Source organism: Pseudorhizobium sp. NPDC055634, from assembly GCF_053618655.1.
The window spans coordinates 331,117-350,552 of the sequence record NZ_JBSHHW010000003.1; the positions used below are offsets into that span (position 1 = coordinate 331,117).

29 protein-coding genes are annotated in these 19,436 nt (G+C 63.6%); 7 read left to right on the forward strand and 22 right to left on the reverse strand.

The genetic code is table 11. The features are described from left to right. Nucleotides 1-2: 2 nt before the first annotated feature. The 22 genes from ACWGPT_RS06805 to ACWGPT_RS06910 all read right to left on the reverse strand — a co-directional run bounded on the left by ACWGPT_RS06805 (nucleotide 3) and on the right by ACWGPT_RS06910 (nucleotide 16,368). Nucleotides 3-275 carry a hypothetical protein gene (locus tag ACWGPT_RS06805; protein ID WP_452604842.1) on the reverse strand — a complete coding sequence of 91 codons (273 nt, stop codon included), beginning with the start codon at nucleotides 273-275 and terminating at the stop codon, nucleotides 3-5. A gap of 780 nt (nucleotides 276-1,055) precedes the next feature. After that, complete coding sequence (locus ACWGPT_RS06810) at nucleotides 1,056-1,331, reverse strand: hypothetical protein (RefSeq protein WP_452604843.1); 276 nt, start codon at nucleotides 1,329-1,331, stop codon at nucleotides 1,056-1,058. Between the two features lie 21 nt (nucleotides 1,332-1,352). Continuing rightward, complete coding sequence (locus ACWGPT_RS06815; RefSeq protein ID WP_452604844.1) at nucleotides 1,353-1,535, reverse strand: hypothetical protein; 183 nt, start codon at nucleotides 1,533-1,535, stop codon at nucleotides 1,353-1,355. An 11-nt stretch (nucleotides 1,536-1,546) separates the two neighbouring features. Then, complete coding sequence (locus ACWGPT_RS06820) at nucleotides 1,547-1,897, reverse strand: hypothetical protein (RefSeq protein WP_452604845.1); 351 nt, start codon at nucleotides 1,895-1,897, stop codon at nucleotides 1,547-1,549. 66 nt (nucleotides 1,898-1,963) lie between these two features. Then, nucleotides 1,964-3,307 carry a phage major capsid protein gene (locus ACWGPT_RS06825; protein WP_452604846.1) on the reverse strand — a complete coding sequence of 448 codons (1,344 nt, stop codon included), beginning with the start codon at nucleotides 3,305-3,307 and terminating at the stop codon, nucleotides 1,964-1,966. Nucleotides 3,308-3,336: 29 nt separating this feature from the next. After that, nucleotides 3,337-4,011: an HK97 family phage prohead protease gene (locus ACWGPT_RS06830; RefSeq protein WP_452604847.1), complete on the reverse strand. Its 675-nt coding sequence runs from the start codon at nucleotides 4,009-4,011 to the stop codon at nucleotides 3,337-3,339. A 3-nt stretch (nucleotides 4,012-4,014) separates the two neighbouring features. Further along, nucleotides 4,015-5,244, reverse strand: a complete 1,230-nt coding sequence (locus ACWGPT_RS06835; protein ID WP_452604848.1) for a phage portal protein — start codon at nucleotides 5,242-5,244, stop codon at nucleotides 4,015-4,017. Continuing rightward, nucleotides 5,241-6,950: a terminase large subunit gene (locus ACWGPT_RS06840; protein ID WP_452604849.1), complete on the reverse strand. Its 1,710-nt coding sequence runs from the start codon at nucleotides 6,948-6,950 to the stop codon at nucleotides 5,241-5,243. Before ACWGPT_RS06840 ends, ACWGPT_RS06835 begins: the two co-directional genes overlap by 4 nt. Next, nucleotides 6,950-7,429: an AraC family transcriptional regulator gene (locus ACWGPT_RS06845; RefSeq protein ID WP_452604850.1), complete on the reverse strand. Its 480-nt coding sequence runs from the start codon at nucleotides 7,427-7,429 to the stop codon at nucleotides 6,950-6,952. Before ACWGPT_RS06845 ends, ACWGPT_RS06840 begins: the two co-directional genes overlap by 1 nt. Before the next feature lie 81 nt (nucleotides 7,430-7,510). After that, nucleotides 7,511-7,933 carry an HNH endonuclease gene (locus ACWGPT_RS06850; protein ID WP_452604851.1) on the reverse strand — a complete coding sequence of 141 codons (423 nt, stop codon included), beginning with the start codon at nucleotides 7,931-7,933 and terminating at the stop codon, nucleotides 7,511-7,513. A 197-nt stretch (nucleotides 7,934-8,130) separates the two neighbouring features. Continuing rightward, on the reverse strand, nucleotides 8,131-8,778 hold the full coding sequence (gene nusG, locus ACWGPT_RS06855; RefSeq protein ID WP_452604852.1) for a transcription termination/antitermination protein NusG: 648 nt from the start codon (nucleotides 8,776-8,778) through the stop codon (nucleotides 8,131-8,133). 34 nt (nucleotides 8,779-8,812) lie between these two features. Continuing rightward, nucleotides 8,813-10,066 carry a hypothetical protein gene (locus ACWGPT_RS06860; RefSeq protein WP_452604853.1) on the reverse strand — a complete coding sequence of 418 codons (1,254 nt, stop codon included), beginning with the start codon at nucleotides 10,064-10,066 and terminating at the stop codon, nucleotides 8,813-8,815. Beyond that, nucleotides 10,063-12,186 (reverse strand): DNA cytosine methyltransferase, encoded by a 2,124-nt coding sequence (locus ACWGPT_RS06865; RefSeq protein ID WP_452604944.1) that lies wholly within the window; start codon nucleotides 12,184-12,186, stop codon nucleotides 10,063-10,065. Before ACWGPT_RS06865 ends, ACWGPT_RS06860 begins: the two co-directional genes overlap by 4 nt. 9 nt (nucleotides 12,187-12,195) lie before the next feature. Beyond that, nucleotides 12,196-12,489, reverse strand: a complete 294-nt coding sequence (locus ACWGPT_RS06870) for a hypothetical protein (protein WP_452604854.1) — start codon at nucleotides 12,487-12,489, stop codon at nucleotides 12,196-12,198. Beyond that, a complete protein-coding gene (locus tag ACWGPT_RS06875; RefSeq protein WP_452604855.1) occupies nucleotides 12,486-12,797 on the reverse strand; it encodes a hypothetical protein in 312 nt (103 codons plus the stop codon). The genes ACWGPT_RS06870 and ACWGPT_RS06875 overlap by 4 nt, the downstream gene beginning before the upstream one ends. Continuing rightward, the gene (locus ACWGPT_RS06880; protein ID WP_452604856.1) at nucleotides 12,794-13,111 is read right to left on the reverse strand and encodes a hypothetical protein; all 318 of its coding nucleotides are present in this window, start codon (nucleotides 13,109-13,111) and stop codon (nucleotides 12,794-12,796) included. The genes ACWGPT_RS06875 and ACWGPT_RS06880 overlap by 4 nt, the downstream gene beginning before the upstream one ends. Further along, nucleotides 13,108-14,664: a hypothetical protein gene (locus tag ACWGPT_RS06885; RefSeq protein WP_452604857.1), complete on the reverse strand. Its 1,557-nt coding sequence runs from the start codon at nucleotides 14,662-14,664 to the stop codon at nucleotides 13,108-13,110. Before ACWGPT_RS06885 ends, ACWGPT_RS06880 begins: the two co-directional genes overlap by 4 nt. Next, a complete protein-coding gene (locus tag ACWGPT_RS06890; protein WP_452604858.1) occupies nucleotides 14,661-14,852 on the reverse strand; it encodes a hypothetical protein in 192 nt (63 codons plus the stop codon). The genes ACWGPT_RS06885 and ACWGPT_RS06890 overlap by 4 nt, the downstream gene beginning before the upstream one ends. Beyond that, nucleotides 14,849-15,178 (reverse strand): hypothetical protein, encoded by a 330-nt coding sequence (locus ACWGPT_RS06895; RefSeq protein ID WP_452604859.1) that lies wholly within the window; start codon nucleotides 15,176-15,178, stop codon nucleotides 14,849-14,851. The genes ACWGPT_RS06890 and ACWGPT_RS06895 overlap by 4 nt, the downstream gene beginning before the upstream one ends. Next, nucleotides 15,178-15,390, reverse strand: coding sequence for a hypothetical protein (locus ACWGPT_RS06900; protein WP_452604860.1), 213 nt, complete (start codon nucleotides 15,388-15,390; stop codon nucleotides 15,178-15,180). The genes ACWGPT_RS06895 and ACWGPT_RS06900 overlap by 1 nt, the downstream gene beginning before the upstream one ends. After that, complete coding sequence (locus tag ACWGPT_RS06905) at nucleotides 15,383-15,772, reverse strand: hypothetical protein (RefSeq protein WP_452604945.1); 390 nt, start codon at nucleotides 15,770-15,772, stop codon at nucleotides 15,383-15,385. Before ACWGPT_RS06905 ends, ACWGPT_RS06900 begins: the two co-directional genes overlap by 8 nt. Nucleotides 15,773-16,176: 404 nt before the next feature. Further along, entirely contained in the window at nucleotides 16,177-16,368 is a 192-nt protein-coding gene (locus ACWGPT_RS06910; RefSeq protein ID WP_452604861.1) for a YdaS family helix-turn-helix protein, read from the reverse strand. A 130-nt stretch (nucleotides 16,369-16,498) separates the two neighbouring features. Between ACWGPT_RS06910 and ACWGPT_RS06915 the strand changes: the two genes are divergently transcribed. The 7 genes from ACWGPT_RS06915 (at nucleotide 16,499) to ACWGPT_RS06945 (ending at nucleotide 19,435) form a co-directional block, all read left to right on the forward strand. Then, nucleotides 16,499-17,137, forward strand: a complete 639-nt coding sequence (locus tag ACWGPT_RS06915; protein WP_452604862.1) for a helix-turn-helix domain-containing protein — start codon at nucleotides 16,499-16,501, stop codon at nucleotides 17,135-17,137. Between the two features lie 258 nt (nucleotides 17,138-17,395). Beyond that, entirely contained in the window at nucleotides 17,396-17,635 is a 240-nt protein-coding gene (locus ACWGPT_RS06920; protein WP_452604863.1) for a hypothetical protein, read from the forward strand. Between the two features lie 22 nt (nucleotides 17,636-17,657). Then, a complete protein-coding gene (locus ACWGPT_RS06925; RefSeq protein ID WP_452604864.1) occupies nucleotides 17,658-18,068 on the forward strand; it encodes a hypothetical protein in 411 nt (136 codons plus the stop codon). Continuing rightward, a complete protein-coding gene (locus ACWGPT_RS06930) occupies nucleotides 18,068-18,304 on the forward strand; it encodes a hypothetical protein (RefSeq protein WP_452604865.1) in 237 nt (78 codons plus the stop codon). Before ACWGPT_RS06925 ends, ACWGPT_RS06930 begins: the two co-directional genes overlap by 1 nt. Then, nucleotides 18,301-18,636, forward strand: coding sequence for a hypothetical protein (locus ACWGPT_RS06935; protein WP_452604866.1), 336 nt, complete (start codon nucleotides 18,301-18,303; stop codon nucleotides 18,634-18,636). The genes ACWGPT_RS06930 and ACWGPT_RS06935 overlap by 4 nt, the downstream gene beginning before the upstream one ends. After that, entirely contained in the window at nucleotides 18,633-18,944 is a 312-nt protein-coding gene (locus tag ACWGPT_RS06940; protein ID WP_452604867.1) for a hypothetical protein, read from the forward strand. The genes ACWGPT_RS06935 and ACWGPT_RS06940 overlap by 4 nt, the downstream gene beginning before the upstream one ends. After that, entirely contained in the window at nucleotides 18,941-19,435 is a 495-nt protein-coding gene (locus ACWGPT_RS06945; RefSeq protein ID WP_452604868.1) for a hypothetical protein, read from the forward strand. The genes ACWGPT_RS06940 and ACWGPT_RS06945 overlap by 4 nt, the downstream gene beginning before the upstream one ends. The last annotated feature ends 1 nt before the right edge of the window (nucleotide 19,436 follow it).

Here is a 19,436-nt window from a genome sequence, read left to right on the forward strand (position 1 = left end):
CACTACTCTTCCTCGGGCCATACAGCGAAGTCATGAAGTACGCCATCGACGCGCAGGGCTTCGATCTCGGCCGGCGGGTTGAAAGGCGTCACGCCGTCCATATTCCAAGGGTGGCCGTAGTAGGGCACGACCCACTGCCCGAAGGCATCGTTCCGGATGTAGGCGAAGATGCCGCCCGGCTCAAACGTTGCGGCGAAGTGAGTATCACAGGCGGCCCGGTAAGCCTCGGCCTCGGCCTGCTTTGATGTGGGGAAGATAACAACTTTGTTCGCCATTAGAGTGCCCTTCTAGGCAAGAGGAATGTTCGAAGCTTCGCGGCTTCGTCGGGGGTTAGGGGGAGCGTCATCACGACATCGCGAATTTTGCCCTGCCAGAGGTTGAATGCTCCCGCCGCACTGCCTCCGATCCGAAACGTCGTCGTTCCTGTGCTTGGGACTCCAGCAATTGGAGCGGTAGCATTTCCGTCTACTTCGGTAACTGTTGACGTGCTCCCGACTATAGATCGGACCACGTGTCTCCCAGACAGGTTGATTGAGAGTTCTGTAACCGGGATGCTGGTTCCTGCACCGGTACCGACACTAGTTTGGAGCCGGTTGATCCCGCCGGATACTGCCCTACGCAGGTCTCGGCGCACGTCGAAGGCCGAAGCCCCGTAGGAGACTGCCATACGATTTGAGGTGTCTGCGGGTAACGCGTCTTGCTGTACCACTCCCCAGACATCGGTCGCAGCCGCGCCAGATGGAAAGGGATGGTTAGATAGAGACAGCTCATCGTCATTGCCGTCAAAGATAAGCCCCGGAGCTCCGCCGAAACTGTCAACGGCCCAAGTAGGACGCGCGGAACTCACCCCCTGCGTGACAGCGTAACCGCTCTTCCGATCCGCCCACGCCGTCACCTGGTTGCCCGAGAGTGTCACGCCTTGCGAGGCATCCCACCACGCGAGCAGCTTGTTGCCGAGATTGAACGGAGACCACCCGCCCCTACTCCGCGATGAAAGTCCCTTTAACGGTTCGATCAGGGGGACCGTGAGCGGCCCCGTCAGCCGATTGGTCGGCCTAAGCACTGAACACTCCGCACGCCTCACCGGCCTTTCGGCTGAACCGATAGGTGCCACTGCCCGCGATAACCACGGCGCGCTTGGACCCGGTCAATGCGTCTACCCGGAAGTACTGCCCAGCGTCATCCTTGATCAAGATATCCACCTGGGCGGACGTTGCCATTTCAGGGCCTGCGGCCGTTTTTAGCGCGACCGTGAGGGGCGCTGCGGCATCCACGACCACATCCGCCGAGTTCGCAGCGGTCGTTCCTATAGACAGAATGTTCGTCGGCATGGCGTCGCCCTCGTGTTCGGCTTACTTGTTCTTCGGTGCGGCCTTCTCGGCCTTGTTGGCAGGCGCGGCTTCGGCCTTGCCTTCCTTGATCGGCACGAGAGTGAGCGGAACGAGATGCTTCAACTCCGTCTCGTTGCCCTCGCGGACATCCCCGATGGCATAGAACTTGTCCCCGTCATGGGGGCGAAGGACACGGTATTTCATGGCGCTTCTCCTTATGCCGCGATGACTGCGGCGGTTGCCGAGCTGGTCCGGGACGTGGAGCCCTTCTGGTTCCGGCCCGTGACAGTGACGGTGATGGTCTTGCCGACGTCGCCTGCAACCGGGACGTAGGTTGCGCCGGTCGCGCCAGCGATTGCCACGCCGCCGGCATTCCACTGGCGGGTGAGCGTCGGCGTCGGGCGCCCGGTCCATGTTCCGGTCGTGGAGGTGAGCGTCTGGCCAACCTGTGCGGTCCCGGTGATCGCCGGTGCCGCGGTGCTGACGGGTGCGGCCGGACGGCCACCGTTCTTGCCGATGAAACCGGCCATGCTGCGCTTTGCCTGTCGCGTGGTGGTGATTGCCATGGGGATTTCCTTCCATCGGTTCAGAGAGCGGGCAACCGAAGCTGCCCGCCTTACTGAGCCGATCCGTCAGGAGACGTAACCGAGGTCACCGTAGATGAAGGCTTCCGGGCGGTAGACCGCCAGAGCCACCCGCTCTTCTCCGAGGATGGTGACGAGGTTCTTGGTGAAGTCGTCGTTCTCGTAGCCCACCTCGACGCGCGCATCCCAGCGATCGAAGAGCTGAGCCCCGAGACGGAAGGCGCCCGTCAGGAACTTGTCGACAGTGATGGCCTGAGTTTGCACCACCGGAAGCCCCCAGAGGGTCGCCCCGATGTTGCCCTGCGGCACACCGATGATGTAGTTGCCGCCGGCGTCCTTGGTGAGTTCGATGCGCGCCCAGTCGATGGGGTTCATCACCGTGCCGGTTGCCGGGTACTCCGCCAGGGCCGCCTGCAGCATGGCAAGGCGGATCGTGTCGATCGCCGTGCCGTCCGTGGGCGTGAACGGTGCCGAGTATGCCGTCGCCTGCGGGATGATCCCGTGCAGGTTCTGGCCTGTCCCGTCGCCATTCAGGAGCTGCGTCTCTTCCTTGTAGGCAAGGCCGTAAAGCAGACGCTGGTCGATCATCGAGGCGAGCTGCGGGATGTCATCGAGCACCTGGCGCGAAGCCTTCATCCAGTGCGCGATGACCTTCGCGGAGGTCGTCACCATTGCGAGCTTGATGTCGGACGAAGGCTTTGCCGCCCCTTCCGCCACCATGCCGGCGTTGTTCGTGAAGCCCGTCTCCTTCACGTACTCCAGCGAGTTGCCGTCCATACGGCCGGGGGAGATAAGATCCCGGACCGTGAGGCGGCGCTGCGGGAGCGCCAGAATACCAGGAAGGCGGGTGCGCTCGATGGCAGCGCCTACCGAGCCCCCGGCGTCAGTCGTAAGCGAGGTCAGGGTTGCCTTCGCCCGCATGTCGACTTTGCCGCTGGAGGGGCTGCCGGCAAGCCACGACTTCACGTTCTCGGCCTCGGTGAATCGCTCACCAAGGGACTTCGCTGCTTCGTCGCCTGTGCTGCCGGCGCGAGCCATCTTCTGCTCGAGTTCGGCCATCTGCTCGGAAAGACCGTTCATCTTAAGGAGGGCGTCGTCTGCCTTCTCCTTCAGGGAGGCGGTCAGTTCCTCGCCGGACTTGGCCTTGCCGAGGGCTTCTTCGGCAATTTCCTTGACCTTGTCGACCGAGGCCTGGAACTGGGACTTCACCTCACGAGCGAGGTTTTCCAGTTCACCGGCTGCAGCGCCGCCGGCAGCGGCTGTTGCGATGGTGAGGTGATCACCGCCGAAGACGCCGATATCAGCGCCCGAGACGGTAGCGATGGCTGCAACTACGAGAAGCAGCCCGAGGATGCCGAACGAAAACGCTCGGCTCATGAAGAGACGATTCATAGTGGTAACTCCGTGAGTGTTTGAGAGGGTCAGGCGTTGGCCCCGAGCAGCGCCCGGAGGAATTTTGCCTGGTCGTCCGCCTTTTCGCCCTCGGACTCACTCCGAATGGCCTTGGCATAACCGTGCGAGGCGATCGCAACGGCCATGCTTTTCGGAACCCCTGCCTCGCGCAGGATGTCCTCGAAATCCTTGATCGGCATGGGGTCGCCATCGCGCAGCCGGCGGGCGAACTCTTCCATGCGTTCCGACTTCACCGCCGTCACGTTGGCGCGGCGGTTGGCCGGGAACGAAACGACGCTGATCTCCATCAGGTCGAGCTTCTTCAGGATGCGGTTGTTGCCGTCCGGCTCCGCCTCAAGTTCCCGGTAGCCGATCGACAGGCCACGGATGGCGCCGGCCTTGAGCAGGGCATGAGCCTCGCGGCCTCGCGCCGTCTCCAGCACGAACCGGCCGGTGCCCTTCAGCCCCTTGCCGTCTTCCGCCAGGTTCTCCCAGACGCCAATCGGCTCGTCGGAATTGTGCTGCCACAGCATGAGCGGCTTCGTGCCCTCGCGCTGATGGCGGGCAAGGCTCTCGCCAAAGGCACCGGGGGCGACCTTCTCACCGTAGCTGTCCACGTTGTTGAAGATCGAGCCGTAGCCCTCAAAGGTGCCTTCTTCCGACACGTCCTTGACGTGCAGGGCGAAATCCTTGGTCTTGAACATGGTCTATTCCTCGTTCGGCGCCGGCAATCGCTGCTGTTGGCCTGCTTCCGTGATCGGGATATTCTGTGACTGCATTCTGGGAACGTCTCCGCCCTCGACCTTCTCCAGATTCTCCAGAGCGCGGACTTCGTTGATGGTCATCGCGCCGATCTGCGTCATGGTCTGGTAGAACGCCGCCCTGCCGGCACTGTCGCCACGAAGGAGACCTTCAAGGTTGAACTCGATCGTCAGGCCGGCGGCGCGGTCCTCGGCGCGAAGAAGCTGTTTCTCCAGCGCCTGCTCAATGCGCTTCAGGCGGCGGCGGAGCGTGAACTTCTGGAAACCGAGCGTCTGCTGCTCCAGGCCAGTGCCCCAGCTCGTCGTCTTTTCCGTGTGGCCAATCATGAACGGCGGGACACCGAAGAACCGGCAGATGTCCTCGACGGAGAACCCGCGGGACTCCAGCATCTGGGCGTCTTCAGGGTTGATCGAGATTGCCTTTATCTCTGCTCCGCCCTCAGCGATGAAGGGGCGCCCGGCATTCACGGCCCCGACGTACTTCTCGGCCAGCTTCGTCTCTGCGACTTGCCGCTGCTCTGGTGTCAGCCATTTGTCAAACGAGATCTGCACGGATGGGCGCATACCGTTGCGGAATGTGCTGCCCGCCGCCTTCTCGATCGCTCGGGCGTTCCCAAACGTGTTGCGGGCGTAGTGCAGCGTGGACATGCCGCCGAGTGGATTTCCGCCAAATCCGCGGATATGCAGCATCGTGGCGTCCGTCTCGACGTAGGACTTGCCCTCGTCCGTCCAGCGGTATTCGATCGTGCCGTTCTGCAGGCGGCGAACCGAAACAAGATTGGGCGCGACGGGATGCAGGCCGGTGACTTCCTTGCCCGTGCGCTCGATCCGGGCATAGGCGTTGCCCCAAAGTTCAAGCGAGGCGCTGACGAACTCCCAGAAATCGACCGCCGTCTGGTCATAGTTCGGGCTGTCGTGCAGCACCCGATACAGCCGGTGATCGCGTGCGACCGTCCGGCGTCCTTGCGGGTCCGTGCGATAGACCATCAGCGGCAGGCTGGCGATCGTGCCGGCGAGCAGGTTCGTGCAAGCCCACACAGCCGACAGGGAGAGCGCCGTGTCGTCGGAGACAATCTCCCCGGCATCGCCCCGCACGGCGTCCGGATACCAGCCGTCAGGCTCGCGAACCGTCAGCCGGCGCACGATGGCGCTCTTGATCTTGGCTACAACGCTCACGCCGCACCTGCCAGGCTCTTGAAGTAGTCGTCCATGCCGCCACCTTGCGCCTCGGGATTCTGGAACATCAGCATCGCTGCGTTGAAGGTCGCCATCAGGGGGTCGATCTTCGACGCGCCCGCCGCCTGCTTTGTCACGATGTAGTTCGAGCCGCGTAGCTCCGTCTTTGCATTCCCGACCGCCCAGGCCATCAGCGGCTGACCGCAGTGGATCATGGTGAGGTCCTTCAGCTTGCGCGGCAGCGTCGTGATCGCGGACTGAAGTTTCCAGCCCTGCCCGACTGCCTGCAAGAGCTCGCCTTCCATGCCGCGCTCAGCGAGAATGTCGAGCAGGGTCGCGACGCCGTACGCATCGAGGCCGATTCCAGCCCGGGCCGGCAGCAATCCCAGCGAGAAAAGCTGCTCGCATCGATCCGCAATCTCGGTCACGTCCTGGTCCGTCTCACTGCAGACGATGAGGTCACCATCTCGCTCGAAGTCACGAAGGCGCGGGGCGATTTCCTTGCGACGCTCGAAGACGTCCTCGTGCGCCCAGGCGCGCGCCCAGTGCCACCAGTTTCGCGTTTCGCGGTGGCGGCCGATCACGGCCATCGCCATCAGGTCGTCGAGGCCGCCGCCATCGATCCCGACCACGCAGACGTCGCACTCCTCGAGGATGCGTTCGAACGTGATCGACTCGCCGGCCGCCGCTTCCCAATAGAGCGCTCCAGGCCAGCGATCGGCATGCAGCCCAAGACCAATCTCCACGTTGAAGTGCTGCGAGGCGATAAGCGCGAGCTTCTCCGGCCCCTCACGCTCGGCGGTCGCTATCTCGCCCGCCAGGTAATCCGCATTCACCGACCGGTTCAGGTTCGGGTTAACCAGTCCCCACGTCTCGCGCCGCATCCACCCGCCGTCGACGGCATCTTCGGTCGGCAGCTCGTAGAGAACGGCCAGCATGGGGAAACTGAACAGCCCGTCGCGGACATCCCTCGCCTTCTGCAGCTCGGCCTTGAAGACGCCTGACGGAGGCGTTTTCGACTGCGTGGTGATCTGCAGCAGGAAGCCATCCGGTCGGGCCGCGAGTGATCCGCGGATCTCGACGAAGATGTCTGCGGCCTTCGCCATCGTCGAAAAGACGTGTGTCTCGTCGATCAGGATGTAGGTCGCCTTCGATCCGGTAATGACGTCCGCAGCGGCGGCCTTGATGATGATCGTCGCCAGGGTGTTGAAGTGCGTGATCGTCTTCAGGTGATCCCTGATGTGGAAGAGCTTCGACAGCTCCTCGTCCAGCCGGATGATCCCCGCCGCCTGCTTGAAGGAGATGTTGGCGATCTCCTTGGTCGGCGCAATGAGCAGCAGCTCCGCCTCCGGCCGCTCATTCAGGATCGCGGCGGTAACGATGATGGCAGCGGCGATCGACGACTTGCCGTTCTTCTTCGGGACCAGCAGGAAGAATTCCCGCAGCGCCCGCCGCTTTGTCTCCGGATCGTAGGATCCAAAGATGACCCTGACGAAATCGATGACCCAGTCGCCGCAGACTTCCCCGTAGGTGGGGTTGCCGACGATGTCCGGCACTCGCAGGCGCTTGAAGATCCTGACGGCCTTATCGGCAACGGCGTCGAAAAGGGGAAGCTCCGGGACCAGGCTCGACCCGCTGCGGATCCTCTCCTTCCAGTCCGGAACCGCCGTCGACCAGGCCGACGCCGGCACCCATGCCGTATCCATCAGTGGGTCACTCCGGGCAGCAGGTCATTGCCCCATTCGCTCCCCTTGCCGGCGGTCGCGGCCGCCTTTTTCGCGGCATCCTTCTTACCGAGCTTTTCCTGCTTCTCGGGTGCAGGTGCCTGATGGCCCTGGCGAAGCCTCGCCTCGATCAGCATCGTGTCGGAGCGCTCGATCATCTTGCCCAGTTCCTTCAGTGCGGCGACGTTGCCTGCGTTCGCCTGCTCCATGGCGATCTCGAAGCGGCGTCCGTCGAGCCGGTCGCGCATGGCATCGCGATCCTTCAGCTCGGCTCTAAAATACCTCTTTACCGTCGCGGCAGAGCGGCCGATCGCGTTGCCGATCCGCTCGTTGGTCCACCCAAGCGCCAGCAACAGCTTGACTTTATTGCGATCTTTTTCGTTCGGTTCGTAGGGCGGGCGTCCGCGCTTCCCCTTCCACTCCGGGATAGGGTGGCCGAACAGGTCGAAATCATCGCTCATCCGAAAAAAATCCGTACGTGAGGGGGGCGCGGGTGCGGAAGGAAGGGACCTTCCAGACTTTCGACCCGCCCCCCCTGCGGGTCACCGCCTCGCGATTGAGCCCTGATCGGCCAGCACCTTGGCGATCAATGCATCAACGTCGCCTTGCCAGCCGTTTTCGATCTGCTGCTTCACCCGATCGTGGATGATCTTCGCGAGGGTCTGCACGTTGTTGATGTCCCAGAAGAAACGCTCATCACCGTTGTGTTTGATGATGTGGTCAGCAACCGGGCTGTTCCAATCGGGATACTTTCCGATGCAGAGGACGCCTGACATTCGGCAGGTGTAGCTGTCACGCCTCCAGACCTCCCGACGAAGCTTGCGCCATCGTTCGGTGTAGTACCAACCGTGCCATGGCACATTGGTATCTCGCTCCCGAAGCCTCGCCTTCTCATCACCAGGCGCTCTGCCTATGCGTGGAGCAAGCGTGCCGATCCTCGGCTGCAGCGTCTTGAGGCGTCCCATACCCCTTGATGCAACGAAGGCGCCCCGAAGGACGCCTCATCATTCATCTGGTCATAGCTTGCGCACTGGCCCTGAATCGGTGGCTCGCTCGTGAGCCTGTCAGGGTCGGGGCCGGGGGAGAACATCAACTCCGCTTGGAGGCATCAGACGCCCCGGTCATCCCTGCCGATGGAATCGCCACCGGCTGGATGGAATCGTTAGGAGCATGCCTCGACAGAGTCAATATCAAGCTCCAGTGCCGTCATGCGCCCGAACATCTCGGCTTCCGCCATCACCTTCCAGCGATCCCCGATCACCCGCCGTATAGTGGCTTGGAAGTCGGAGAATGGCCCGGAACGGATGACCACACGCTGCCCTTCCCGCACAGGGAGAACACGATCATCATCCTGATCACGCTTGCTTTTCCGCGATCCAAGCATCAGCGCATCCATCAGCCTATCCGGCATTAGGAAAGGTCTGCCGTCGCGTCCCATCAGCCCCTTCAGGCGCGATGCAGACAGCAATCCAACGAAGGCTTCATTGTCGGGAACGACCCTCACGAAGAGGTATCCCTTAAAGTATGGGCGATAGATATCCACAGCCTTGAGGCTCCGGCGTGGTCTGATCCTGAACTTCTCCAACGGACACCAGACGCTGATTCCCTGCTCACGCAGTTCGTCGTGTACCGCCTGCTCACTGCCAGACTTGCAAGTTGCCACCACCCATCGAGCCAGCCGGTCGAAGCCCGGACGATCATCGCGAGCCATGGAGATCAGACGAGAGCGCGAACTGATCTCCTTGCGCGCCCGATCCTGCTCAGCGTAAGCGCGCCGCCGCTCACTTTCTTGAAGCTCGGCTTCCGTCATGGGACGATATCCGAGCCTCTGTCCGTCCATCGTCCTATGCTGCATCATTCTCGTCCCTTCCCTCGATAAGCTTCCGCTGGAACCGCCTCAGTGCCTCGCGCACCGCCTCGTCCGGATCGTTGAGCTCCTCCGGCAGAGCGGGGAACTGCACCCAGTCCAGACCATGCGGTTCCGGCAGCCATGGCCAGCATCGTTCATGGTGCAGACGCTTCCAGGCATCCCAGATCGGTCCGCCCACCTGCACCTTGTCGAAGCCCTGCGCGATCTCGACGATATGAGCCGGTACGGTCACCCGCTTGCGGGCATTCGCGGCCTCGTGCAGCCTCACGGCCTCAGGCCAACCCGCCTTCTCGCGCTTGTCGCGCCAGATCAGGTCTTCCTTCTCGGGCTTCGCGTCGATGATGCTCTGCTCCAGAGGTGTGAGGCGAAGAGGAACCGGAGACTGAGAGAGCGCCGCAAGACGCAATGCGCTCCATGGCCGTGAATAGGCGGTATAGGTTTCGGCGACAGCAGCTGGACCAGCCGGAATATCCCCAAGCCTCTCCCATGCCCTTTCGCCCAAATAGGTCGCAGCAGCCTTGGAGAACTTGCGCCCGCTGGCCTTCGCCGCGGCGAGGTAATCTGGTGTCCGTTCCTCGCAGGCCTTCCTCTGCTCCGGCGTCAGGTCCAGCCAGGCGCGGCGCGTCGGGGCTTCCGCATCCACGGCATAGGTGGGCCATTGGCTCCACCACTTGCGGAACCGTCGCTCCAGCGCCTTGGGATTATCTTCCCCTTCCCCATCTTCGCGCTCGCGCTCTCTCTCTTCCCGTTCAGCAGGAGGAGTTAAACGAGAGGTATTTAACATAGGTGCCGATCCTGGACCGGCAGGGGGTGCCGACTCTGGACCGGCAGGGGGTGCCGGTATACCGGCAGGGGGTACGTCGTTATCGGCCTCTGCAGTAGGATCAAATTCCTCGCCTTCCGCCTCGTCCCATGCATGGAATGCATCGCTTGAAACCTCGCGATCGTAGATCACGCGATACCAGTGCGCACTGTCACGCCCGTTGGCGGAAACCACCTCGCGCCGCTCCACGGCGCCGATCTCGACCAGCCGCGTCACGGAAGCCTGCACGGTAGAACGAGCGCATCCAAGCTCCTCGGCAAGCTTCACCTGGCTGCGGCGGCACCAGCCGTGCTGCCGGCTGGCATTGCGCCCCAGCATACACAGCACCTGCAGGTCCTTGCCCTTCAGGTCTGGATGGGTGACCACCCATCCGGGAATGATGGAAAGTCTGGCCTCGTTGCTCATGCCGCCACCGCCTGCACCGCCAGGTGCCCGCAATTGGCCGCGACCAGCGCCGCATAGGGCTGCGGAGAAACCGAGTTGCCCACGCAGGAGACCTGCACCGACTTCGGAAACGCCACCCACCGCGGCTCGCCACCGCCCTCAGGCTCCACCCATGCACCGTCGATCACATAGTCCGGCGGGAAGCCTTGCGCGTTGTAAAGCTCCCGCGGCGTCAGCATGCGCATGCCGATATCGACGATGACGAAGGTCTCGCCGTTGATGCCGAGCGTCACGATCTCCCGCTCGTCCCAGAAGCCATGCGACCGCAGGAAATCCGCTACCTGCCGAGCCCGCGCCATCTGGTCGGGCGTGAACGGCGGGACCTCGACCGACGCCTCCACATGGCCGAAGCGGTCGGCGACAGTCACGGTGTGGCAGGGCTCATCATGTCGCGAGCCGTCACCCGTCCCGTAGTATTTCTGCATGTAAGGAGCGACGAGAGCCGACTTGCCGCCACCACCCGCCGTTGCGGTGTGGCTTGGCTCCTCGACCCCATGTCCGACGCTCTCGCCGAACTGCCGCGAAATGAAGGCGCTGATCACGCCCTGCTGCGCACCGGATGCGGTGACGGTCGAGATCGGCTCGTCGGCGGATCGGCCGGGATTGACGCCACCGTCGCGGCGGCTGTCGTTGTTGTGCTGCGCCACGAAGGCGACGGCAGCAGCATGTTTCACTCCGCCCGCGACCACAGTGCCCAGCGGCTTGTTCGGGTCCAGCGCGCGCGGCTCCTGCCCCTTACGCTCGCCATAGCCTGTCTGCACCAGTGTCGGGATGATGACCGAGTTCTGGTCCTTGCTGCTAGCGGTAATCGTGTGGTGCGGCTGCTCGACGCTGCGCACCGCCCCGCCTTGCTGCGCATGGGTGAGGACGGGTGCCACGACAGAGAGGCCAGCCCCGCCAGCCGTGATCGTATGCGTCGGCTCGTCCGCTCCATTGAACGGCTTCCCCGAGTTGCGCATGGTCATCAGGTGCGGCGCGATGATGCCGAGGGGGGCAGCGCCACCCGGTTTCTTGATGTAGCTGTTCGCGGTGATGGTCGGCGCTGGCTCGCGAGGATCCGAACCGGTTGCCCCGGTGTTGAATCGTGTTAGCGACGGTGAGACGACCGCCTTCTCGCCTCGATGCGCCGCAGTGATGGTGTTGAACGGTTCGGCAAGGTCCTCGCACCGCGCCCCATGGGTAAGGTTGACCAGGAACGGCCGCTCCGCATCCAACACGTAGCGCTTCATGCCGCGCGCCACCCGAGCCATCGTATTGTCCGCCAGCGGACGGACGGACCTCAGGCCGTGCTTTTCCATGATCTCTTCGCTCGTGTCGAAGATGGACGGGCAAGGCAGCGACCAGTCGATCACTTCCGAAGCCGTCCGCCAGGGAAGTCTGCGTCCTGCGATCACGTCCGGATCGTTCGGCGCGCCATGCGTCGGCTCCGGCCATACGATCGGCAGGCCGTCGAACCGGATCACCATGAACAGCCGCTTGCGGATCGTCGGTGCGCCGTAGTCGCATGCCCGCAGTTCGCGATAGGCGATCTTGCCGCCCAGCCGGCGCAGCTGCTTGCACCACTTCTGGAAGGTCTCCCCCTTGCGCGCCGGGTCGGGCATCAGACCCTTTTCTGTCTCGATGAGAGGCCCATAGTCCTTGAATTCCTCGACGTTCTCCATAGTGATGACGTCGATCCGCCCGCCGCTCTTCTGGATCCGCTCCACCCAGCCGGGAATGATCCAGGCGAGGTCGCGGATGTTGCGCTCCACCGGCTTTCCGCCCTTCGCCTTGCTGAAGTGCTTGCAGTCCGGCGAGAAGTGCATCAGCCCGATATGCCGTCCCGCCAGATGGTCGAGCGGATCGACCTTCCAGACGTTTTCAGAAAGATGAACAGTGTCAGGATGATTGGCCGCATGCAGCGCCAGTGCCGCCGGGTTGTGGTTGATGGCGATGTCTGGCGAGCGGCCGAGCGCCATCTCGATCCCGGTCGAGGCACCGCCGCCCCCGGCAAAGCTGTCGACGATCATGGGAGGCGCGCCGCCGAACCGCTCCAGCAGGCTTGCCGTACTTGTCGCTCCGAAGAGCGTGGCCTGGTGCATGTTCATGGGCTATTCCCCCTCGCCACGGCAGGCGTCCATCATCGCCCCGCGCGCTGCTTCTTCGGTTAGTTTGACAGTCTGCGTATGCCGCCCGTCAGCGAGCCGCCGTGCATTGATCCTGGCGACGAGCGCCGACAGGTAGACTTCCGCCTCCGGGAAGCCGTCCCGCTTCAGGAGAGCGCGGATCTTCAGGTGCTCCCGCAGGATCACCCCTTCCGGCACGGTGCAGAGCCATTCGGCCCGCTGGCGCCGGGTAACTGCATCGCGCAGTTCTTCGGTGATGGGCAGGAGCTTCGACGTCATGGCCGCGCCCTCCCCTCGCGTTTCACGGTGGTTCTGGTGAAACAGACTGTTTCCGCTGGCTTTTCCGGCGGCAGGTAAAAGCGCTCCACGGGCACGTCGAGCCACTGGCAGAGCGCGATCACCTTGCCGACGCTCACCATCTGGCCACCCATGGCGCGGGAGAAATCAGAAAGCGTCACGCCGATCTCGTCGGCAATGTCGCGCATGCCGCGCGGGTCAACCGCCCGCTTGCCCCTCAGCGCACGTGCGAAGGCGCGAAGGTCATAGTCGGCATAGGAGGGGTTGGAGCCGTTCTGCAGCCCTGTCACCGCACCACCTCCTGCCCGCCGGTCCCGACAAGCACGATCCCGAACCGCGCCGGGTCGGCATCCAATGCCTTCCACAGCCGCACCCGCGCCGATGTCTCGATCCCACGGCCGGAAAGCACCAGGTCCAGCTGCTCTGTCGTGATGCCTGCCCGCTTGATGATCCGCTCCCGTTCCGCCGCGCAGGCGGCGTCGAAGCTCATCCCCGCCCGCCTCGTGCTCTTGCGCTCGTCGGGGAACACCGTGCGATAGCCAGCCATCGAGATCCGGGCATGCACGAAGCCGCGCAGCATCTTGGGTGAGAAGTCGGGCATCATGCCGCCACCGCCTTCCCGGCCCGCCAGGCGGCAACCGCTTCGGCGGCATTGGCGGTTGCCGTCAGGCTGATGCCCTCGCCTGTCGGCATCCACAGGCCATCATCGCCCTGAGCAATCAGTCCGTTCGCCGCCAAGGCATCGATCAGCGCCACAGCCACGCTGTCGCGCACGCCGATCCCGCGTCTCAGAATGCCGCTGTCGAAGGGTTGCATGTTCTTCAGCCAGAGAATGGCGCGGCTGATCTCCTCATTGACACGCTGCTCCACCGTCTTGCGCGGCGTCTCGCGAGCAAACTCGTCAGGTGCGGCCAAGAAACCGACTGGCTTGACATGACCGCCCGCACCGGGCGCCAGCGATGCAGCATTCTCGAATGCCTTCCAGTCCACGCGGATCAGCTGCGTCACGCCATTGCCGTAGCTGCCGTCCTCGTTACGCTCCCAGATGAACCAGGCCGTGTTCATCTGGCTGGAGGCCTTGTTGCCGTCCCAGCCGTCGCGGTGCATCATCGGCAGGCGCCGGGTGAAGACGTAGACGCGGGAGGGTGGGCACTCGTCCATCACGAAGCAGCGGTCCCGGTCCTCGAACCCGCACATGAAGTTGAGGTTCAGCAGCAGCGCCATCTTGCGCGGCTTGTGCTCGCGAAGCGCATGCGCCGCATAGGCGTTGGCCAGGCCATAGGGCGGATTTGTCACGATATCCCAGCCGCCGCCCTCTGCGATCGAGCGCAGGAAGTCACCGACGCCCTGGCACTCGCCGTGCTTCGTCGTGATGCCGCGATCGACGAGGTCGGAGATCGTGACCTCGTAGCCGGCATCCTCAAGAGGCCGCAGGATCGCCCCCTTGCCCACGCTCGGCTCCAGCACGTTAAGCCCGAAGCTCTCCAGCGCCAGAAGCGTCCGCATCGCCTCGATCGGCGTCTCGTAGAGATCGTCTCCGCGCTCGTCCTTCGTCGCGGTCTTCGTGCCGACGGCATGCCCCGCGGCCTTCTTCAGCGCCGCCCGGCTTGGCTCCAGCCCTTCCGAAAGCCGCGCCTCGACGATCCGCTCGACAAACTCAGGCTCGGCCCGCACGGCGTTGCGCAGCTTGCGCGCCTCGTGCAGCCGCCGCTTGTCGACACCGACATCCTCCAAAGTGAAATGGTCCTCACTTTGGACCTTTTCCGGACGCCCTCTCGAAAGTTCACCCTTCGCCTGCGCCTCGTCCACGGCGTCCGCCATGGCCACGTAGCACATGCTCTCGATCTTCAAGGCGTCCGCCTGCATGCGCCGCGCCTTGTCGATCAGGTCGCGCGAAGCCTTCACCCGTTCGGCAGAACCGGCCGCAGCCTTCGCATGGTCATAGGCGACAGCGGAAAGCTTCAGCGCCCGTTCCACGTCGCCTGCATCCAGCAGCGCCCGTGCGCGCTCGACGACCGCGACTAGGTCGGCAACATCCTTCTGCAACGCCGGCAGCTTGCCCGCCTTGGCGTCCTTGCCGAGCTGCTGGATGGCGCCAATGGTCGTGTCGAAGCTCTGACCGCCGGCGGAAATGGTGACGCGGATGTCCTCGCTCATTGCCATTCCCCCGCAACCGGCTTCTCGCCCTCTTCGATCAGCCGGCAGACTTCCGCCTCGGAAAGCTCCAGCCGCGCTGCGATGCTGTGGGTGGAAAGCTGCTCGACATGCCAAAGCTCAAGAACCCGCGCGAAGCGGGCCTGTTTGACGAGCAAGGGGCGATGGCATTCCTCGTGCAGCCTCATCATCCCGCCGCCCTCCTGTAATCCCGCCAGGCGTCGAGGATCCGCGACACCGTCGCCTCCGGCACGCCGAGCCCCATGGCGATCGACGCCGTGTCCCAGTCGCCCCGATTCCAGAGCAGGAAGGTCGCGCCCACGATCGCGTCCAGGTCCCTGTCGGTGATCGGCATGCTCTTTTCGCGGGCGCAGACGGCGGCAAAGCCTATGTCGAACACCTGCCCCGCCCAGAGAGACGTCGCGCAGCCCCGTTCCCGCGCCTGCCGGTCAAGCGTCAGCTTCGCCTTTTCCGGCACGTTGACGGTGATGCCGATCATCTTCTGGTGCGCGGCCATCAGTGCGACCTCCGCCCAGCACCGCGCTTGCGCAGCGAGGAAAGTGCGGCCCGAAGACCTTGCACCGCCTGCTCGTCGTCAAGGCCGGCATCGATGCATGTCGCGGCGCAGGTCGCTGTCGAAACGCCAACCGCTTCCCCCGGCTGTTTCGGGAGAAGCGCAAGGATCGCGTCGACGGATTGCTGGCCGGCCTTCGAATTCTTGTCAGCCATTGTCGAGACCCGACATCATGGCATCGAGGCGCGCCAGGTATTGCTTGGCGGCGACGATCCTGTTGCGGATCGCCAGCTTCTCACCGGCGTCAATGTGCCCGTCCTCGATCGCCAGCGCGACCTCCCGCACAACGTCGTCAAGAACACCATCGAGCCGGAGAATGGCCGAAGCGGTCACCGCGCCAAAGCTGGACACTCTCTCGTCGTTGACGACCCGCGTCATGGCGGTGAGCATGAAGGGATGGTCGGTCCGCCGGTCCAGCTCGGCCGCAAGGTCCAGACGGATCACGTTCTGGCTCCACTCCTCCCCGGTCGAGGCATACTTCGTCAGGGTGGAGGAGCGGACACCCAGCGCGTCAGCCGCGCGGCAAACCCCGCCCATGGCCTCGTAGGATGCGGCGGTAGCGGCCTTGATGATGCCTATTGTTTCAAATGATGAACGCACGAAAGCACCCCTGAGTCTGGTCAAGGAAAAATCGGTGTGAAAGGATTCCGTGAAGGCCGCGCGATAGCCGCCTATTGCTGCCTCGTCACATCACGGAGGCCCGCATGACTGGAACGCAAAGAAGAGCCCGCCGGAGCCGAGAGGTCCGCCGCTCCGGCGGTAGTCGGCGCGAGACGATGAAGGTGTCTCACGCGGGGGAACTGCCGACCGGGACGGTACGCACGACCGAACCCGCCCCGGTCGAGAGCCTGACAGCCAACGGGAGGAGGAGGAGTGGCTGGCAAGGCACGGCTGTCCGGGAGGAGGTTGAACAGCCGATTGAAATGGAAAATGGAGGCGCATCATTCGGCTGCCTCCGGGAGCTCTTCATACAGGTCAGGCCGGAGGATCTGGCGCGGAATGCCTGTGAGGCGCGAGACCTCGACAACCCGTTCGGCAGGAACGCGATCCCATTGAGCCAGGGCACCGCGAGTGACACCGAGATCGCGAGCGAGAGCCGCAAGCGACTTCACCTTATCTCTGACGGCATCCATTCCGGTCTTGGTCTCAGCGTTCAAAACGGCACCCGTTCGTTGGGGATGAACCGCTATGTACAGTTTAACTAAACCTGCGTCAAGCCAGACTAGCCACGACCTGTGGTCGAGCGACAGTTATAATCTACCTATGGAACTACGAGAGCGAATATTCCGAGCCAGAGAAGACGCGAATCTTACCCAAGAGCAGCTCGCCGCTGCGACCGGCAAGACGCGAGGCGCAGTCTCCCAATGGGAGGCTGGCGATGTTCGGCCACGTCATTCCACCCTGGTCGCCATTGCCAAGGCAACAGGAAAAGATCTACGCTGGCTCGAAAGCGGGCTCGCGCCCGATGTAGTAGGCATGCGCGTAATCGGAGAAGTCGCTGCAGGCCTGTGGAAGGAGGGCAGCGTGGAGTTCAAACCGTACGGTCAGCCGGTCGCTCCTCACCCTGATTACCCGGCGCAGATGCAGCGGCTCTATAAAGTCTCTGGTAATTCCGTGAACAAGGTCGTTGCTGACGGCGAATACATACACTGCGTGAGCGTGATCGACGGCGGGATATCTCCGATCCATGGAGACCTGGTCGTGGTGCGCCGAAGTGAACACGGCCTCTCCGAGTATACCGCCAAACGCCTGATCATCGAAGGCAAGAAGATGATCTTGCGGCCAGAGAGCCACGACGAGCAGTGGCAGACGGATATTGAAATCAACGGCGACGAAGAGACTGCGATCGTAATCACTGACGTAGTCATTGCCAAATGGTCCCCGCTTAAGCGCGGCCTTTAGCCGAAAATATCCCGCGAATCACCGACCGCTTTTAGATCGCACCACCTGCGACCGATCGTCGTCGTCGTCAGATCGCAGATGCGCTGTATAGTTCAGCTAAACTTTTTCTACCTGCACCCATTGCCGTTGTGTTAGTTTAACTGTACATTCCTCCTCGTCCGGTCATCCCCGTGACCGAACGCCCCCGCCCCCAAGGCCCGATGCGATCCGCAACCTGTCGCATCGGGCCGAGGCCGGCCAACCGGATGAGGAACGACAATGCGCTTCGAGAACCACAACGCCTACCACCTTTGCCGCAACCGCCGGGAGCGGGTCGCCTGCGTCGGCGAAGCCATGCGCCGCCTTGGAGAAGGCTGCACCGCTGATGACCTGAAGATCAGCCTCGGAATCAACCAGGCACAGCTTGAAGACGTTGCCGACGACGCCCGCGCCTACGCGGTTGCCGCCAGCACGGTCCAAACCCGCGCCACCGTGCCGGCCAACCGCGCGGCTGCTTGATCCGCTTCGGTGTCCGCATCCCATGCTCACCAAATCGCTTGAAACTCTGACAGACGCGGATCTGGACGCCGAGCGCGCCTACTGGTCTGGCGAGATCGCCAGCCGCAGCCGCTGGGGCGACGATATCGACATTGCCCGCGACGCCCGGGATGCAGTGGAGCGCGAGCAGCGCCGCCGCCGCATCCAGGCCGCGCGCGTCGGTCATCTGCATGTCCGTCCCATCGTCGTCGACGATCCGGGGGTCAGACCCGCCGTTCATTCGGCACCCGTCATCGCCGGCACGGCCAAGGCGCGCAACGAGCACCGCCCCGCCCGCTTCGGGTTGACAGCCGCTCTCTGCTTCATTCTGGTCTGCCTCGCCTTCTCTGCCGCCCTCGCCGGTCAGCGCCTGCTGGAGATCGAAAGCCGCTTCGCCGCCATGGAGCGCGTGTGATGACGGCAGCCATGAACGCCCGCGAGAAATTCACCGCCGACCTCGCTGCGGTGAACGTCGCCCTGCCGCTGCGCTACGACGAGAGCAACGACACGATCTTCGACGCGGCCGGCAAGCGCGTGTGCACCATCGACGTCAACCGCGAGCGCCCGGACATCGAGGTCCACAAGATCGCCATGTGGATCACCCTCGCCGTCAACACCTGCGGCGGCTTCAAGCTGGAGAAGTCGCAATGAGCGCCGATGTCATCGCGTTCCCACGCCGCGCCCCGCAGCAGCCGACCCTCGGCCAGCTTCTGCAGCGCCGCAACGATCCGTCCCTCTCCCATTACGAGCGCGAGCAGCTCGCCGTGGTGATCGATATGCACCGCGCCGCCGGCCACTTCCTCACCCTGCCGGCAGATCCGGACAGGCGCGAAACCGGCATCACCGCAGGCAGCGAAGCACTGGAAGGCGCGCTCTTCCACGCGCTCAGCCTCAAGGGCTGCCTTAACGGAGACCTTGAACTGCGTCGCCTGCTGGCCGCGCGGCTCCAGGAGCGAGAAACGCTGGAGAGGAACAGCCGATGAGTGCCCTCGTCGACAGTGACGTCCCGAAGATCCGCCAGATGCTCTCCAGCCATATGCTGGTGACGGAGATCGCGCAGTCGCTCGAAGTGTCCGTGAACGTGCTGGCTGCCTTCATGCGCCGGCGCAACATCAGCGTGGCCGCAGACGGCAACGTGCCGCCGCCCGACCTGACGAGGCCAGACCGCACCGTCGTCTGGTCCAGGCGCATCGATCCGGTCTCCGGCTCCCCGCGCATCGTCAAGGTCTCCCTGCCCGCCATCACGGCGCATCGTCGGTCGCTCTCCGAACAGTGGAGGATCACCCCATGACCACCCGCCAGCCGACACCAGGCGTGCATGAGAATTTCGCAAGCGAGATCTCGTCGTCGCCAGATCCTCAGTCGCAGAAATGGTGCCCATGGAATGGCGGAGATATGCCGGTGCCGCAGGGCACTGCGGTGGAAGTCATCCTGAGATATGGGAAGCAGGTGGTTGAACAGGCGGGAGGCGGCTATGCCACGCGCTGGTCTCATGATGGCCCCATGGGCGGTCATGACGACATCGTCTTCTATCGCCTCTACATCCCATCGCCCCAGTCACATGTGCTTCCCCCTGTCGTAACTGGACAGATGGAGATTCAGCCGGACGTGGCGGCAGCCGATCTAGGGGCAAACGCCGAACCAGACGACGACGATGCTTGCCCGGTTTGTGGTGGCAGTGGCCGCGTCGGGCCGTTCTTCCCGAGTGGCCGATCAACCGTCTGCGGCAACTGCTCCGACCAAGCTGCCCAAGCAATGATTCGTACAGGGGGCGTGCAATGAG

Bases quoted from the DNA above. Each gene is read 5' to 3' on its own strand.
- ACWGPT_RS06845 (WP_452604850.1), bottom strand. From the start codon at position 7,429: ATGAGCGATGATTTCGACCTGTTCGGCCACCCTATCCCGGAGTGGAAG.
- ACWGPT_RS06815 (WP_452604844.1), bottom strand. From the start codon at position 1,535: ATGAAATACCGTGTCCTTCGCCCCCATGACGGGGACAAGTTCTATGCC.
- ACWGPT_RS06930 (WP_452604865.1), top strand. From the start codon at position 18,068: ATGACGGCAGCCATGAACGCCCGCGAGAAATTCACCGCCGACCTCGCT.
- ACWGPT_RS06905 (WP_452604945.1), bottom strand. From the start codon at position 15,772: ATGGGCGGGGTTTGCCGCGCGGCTGACGCGCTGGGTGTCCGCTCCTCC.
- ACWGPT_RS06880 (WP_452604856.1), bottom strand. From the start codon at position 13,111: ATGATGCCCGACTTCTCACCCAAGATGCTGCGCGGCTTCGTGCATGCC.
- ACWGPT_RS06915 (WP_452604862.1), top strand. From the start codon at position 16,499: ATGGAACTACGAGAGCGAATATTCCGAGCCAGAGAAGACGCGAATCTT.
- ACWGPT_RS06935 (WP_452604866.1), top strand. From the start codon at position 18,301: ATGAGCGCCGATGTCATCGCGTTCCCACGCCGCGCCCCGCAGCAGCCG.
- ACWGPT_RS06890 (WP_452604858.1), bottom strand. From the start codon at position 14,852: ATGATGAGGCTGCACGAGGAATGCCATCGCCCCTTGCTCGTCAAACAG.
- ACWGPT_RS06895 (WP_452604859.1), bottom strand. From the start codon at position 15,178: ATGGCCGCGCACCAGAAGATGATCGGCATCACCGTCAACGTGCCGGAA.
- ACWGPT_RS06865 (WP_452604944.1), bottom strand. From the start codon at position 12,186: ATGCACCAGGCCACGCTCTTCGGAGCGACAAGTACGGCAAGCCTGCTG.
- ACWGPT_RS06825 (WP_452604846.1), bottom strand. From the start codon at position 3,307: ATGAATCGTCTCTTCATGAGCCGAGCGTTTTCGTTCGGCATCCTCGGG.
- nusG (WP_452604852.1), bottom strand. From the start codon at position 8,778: ATGACGGAAGCCGAGCTTCAAGAAAGTGAGCGGCGGCGCGCTTACGCT.
- ACWGPT_RS06850 (WP_452604851.1), bottom strand. From the start codon at position 7,933: ATGGGACGCCTCAAGACGCTGCAGCCGAGGATCGGCACGCTTGCTCCA.
- ACWGPT_RS06925 (WP_452604864.1), top strand. From the start codon at position 17,658: ATGCTCACCAAATCGCTTGAAACTCTGACAGACGCGGATCTGGACGCC.
- ACWGPT_RS06900 (WP_452604860.1), bottom strand. From the start codon at position 15,390: ATGGCTGACAAGAATTCGAAGGCCGGCCAGCAATCCGTCGACGCGATC.
- ACWGPT_RS06920 (WP_452604863.1), top strand. From the start codon at position 17,396: ATGCGCTTCGAGAACCACAACGCCTACCACCTTTGCCGCAACCGCCGG.
- ACWGPT_RS06940 (WP_452604867.1), top strand. From the start codon at position 18,633: ATGAGTGCCCTCGTCGACAGTGACGTCCCGAAGATCCGCCAGATGCTC.
- ACWGPT_RS06830 (WP_452604847.1), bottom strand. From the start codon at position 4,011: ATGTTCAAGACCAAGGATTTCGCCCTGCACGTCAAGGACGTGTCGGAA.
- ACWGPT_RS06885 (WP_452604857.1), bottom strand. From the start codon at position 14,664: ATGAGCGAGGACATCCGCGTCACCATTTCCGCCGGCGGTCAGAGCTTC.
- ACWGPT_RS06945 (WP_452604868.1), top strand. From the start codon at position 18,941: ATGACCACCCGCCAGCCGACACCAGGCGTGCATGAGAATTTCGCAAGC.
- ACWGPT_RS06805 (WP_452604842.1), bottom strand. From the start codon at position 275: ATGGCGAACAAAGTTGTTATCTTCCCCACATCAAAGCAGGCCGAGGCC.
- ACWGPT_RS06910 (WP_452604861.1), bottom strand. From the start codon at position 16,368: ATGGATGCCGTCAGAGATAAGGTGAAGTCGCTTGCGGCTCTCGCTCGC.
- ACWGPT_RS06840 (WP_452604849.1), bottom strand. From the start codon at position 6,950: ATGGATACGGCATGGGTGCCGGCGTCGGCCTGGTCGACGGCGGTTCCG.
- ACWGPT_RS06810 (WP_452604843.1), bottom strand. From the start codon at position 1,331: ATGCCGACGAACATTCTGTCTATAGGAACGACCGCTGCGAACTCGGCG.
- ACWGPT_RS06820 (WP_452604845.1), bottom strand. From the start codon at position 1,897: ATGGCAATCACCACCACGCGACAGGCAAAGCGCAGCATGGCCGGTTTC.
- ACWGPT_RS06860 (WP_452604853.1), bottom strand. From the start codon at position 10,066: ATGAGCAACGAGGCCAGACTTTCCATCATTCCCGGATGGGTGGTCACC.
- ACWGPT_RS06870 (WP_452604854.1), bottom strand. From the start codon at position 12,489: ATGACGTCGAAGCTCCTGCCCATCACCGAAGAACTGCGCGATGCAGTT.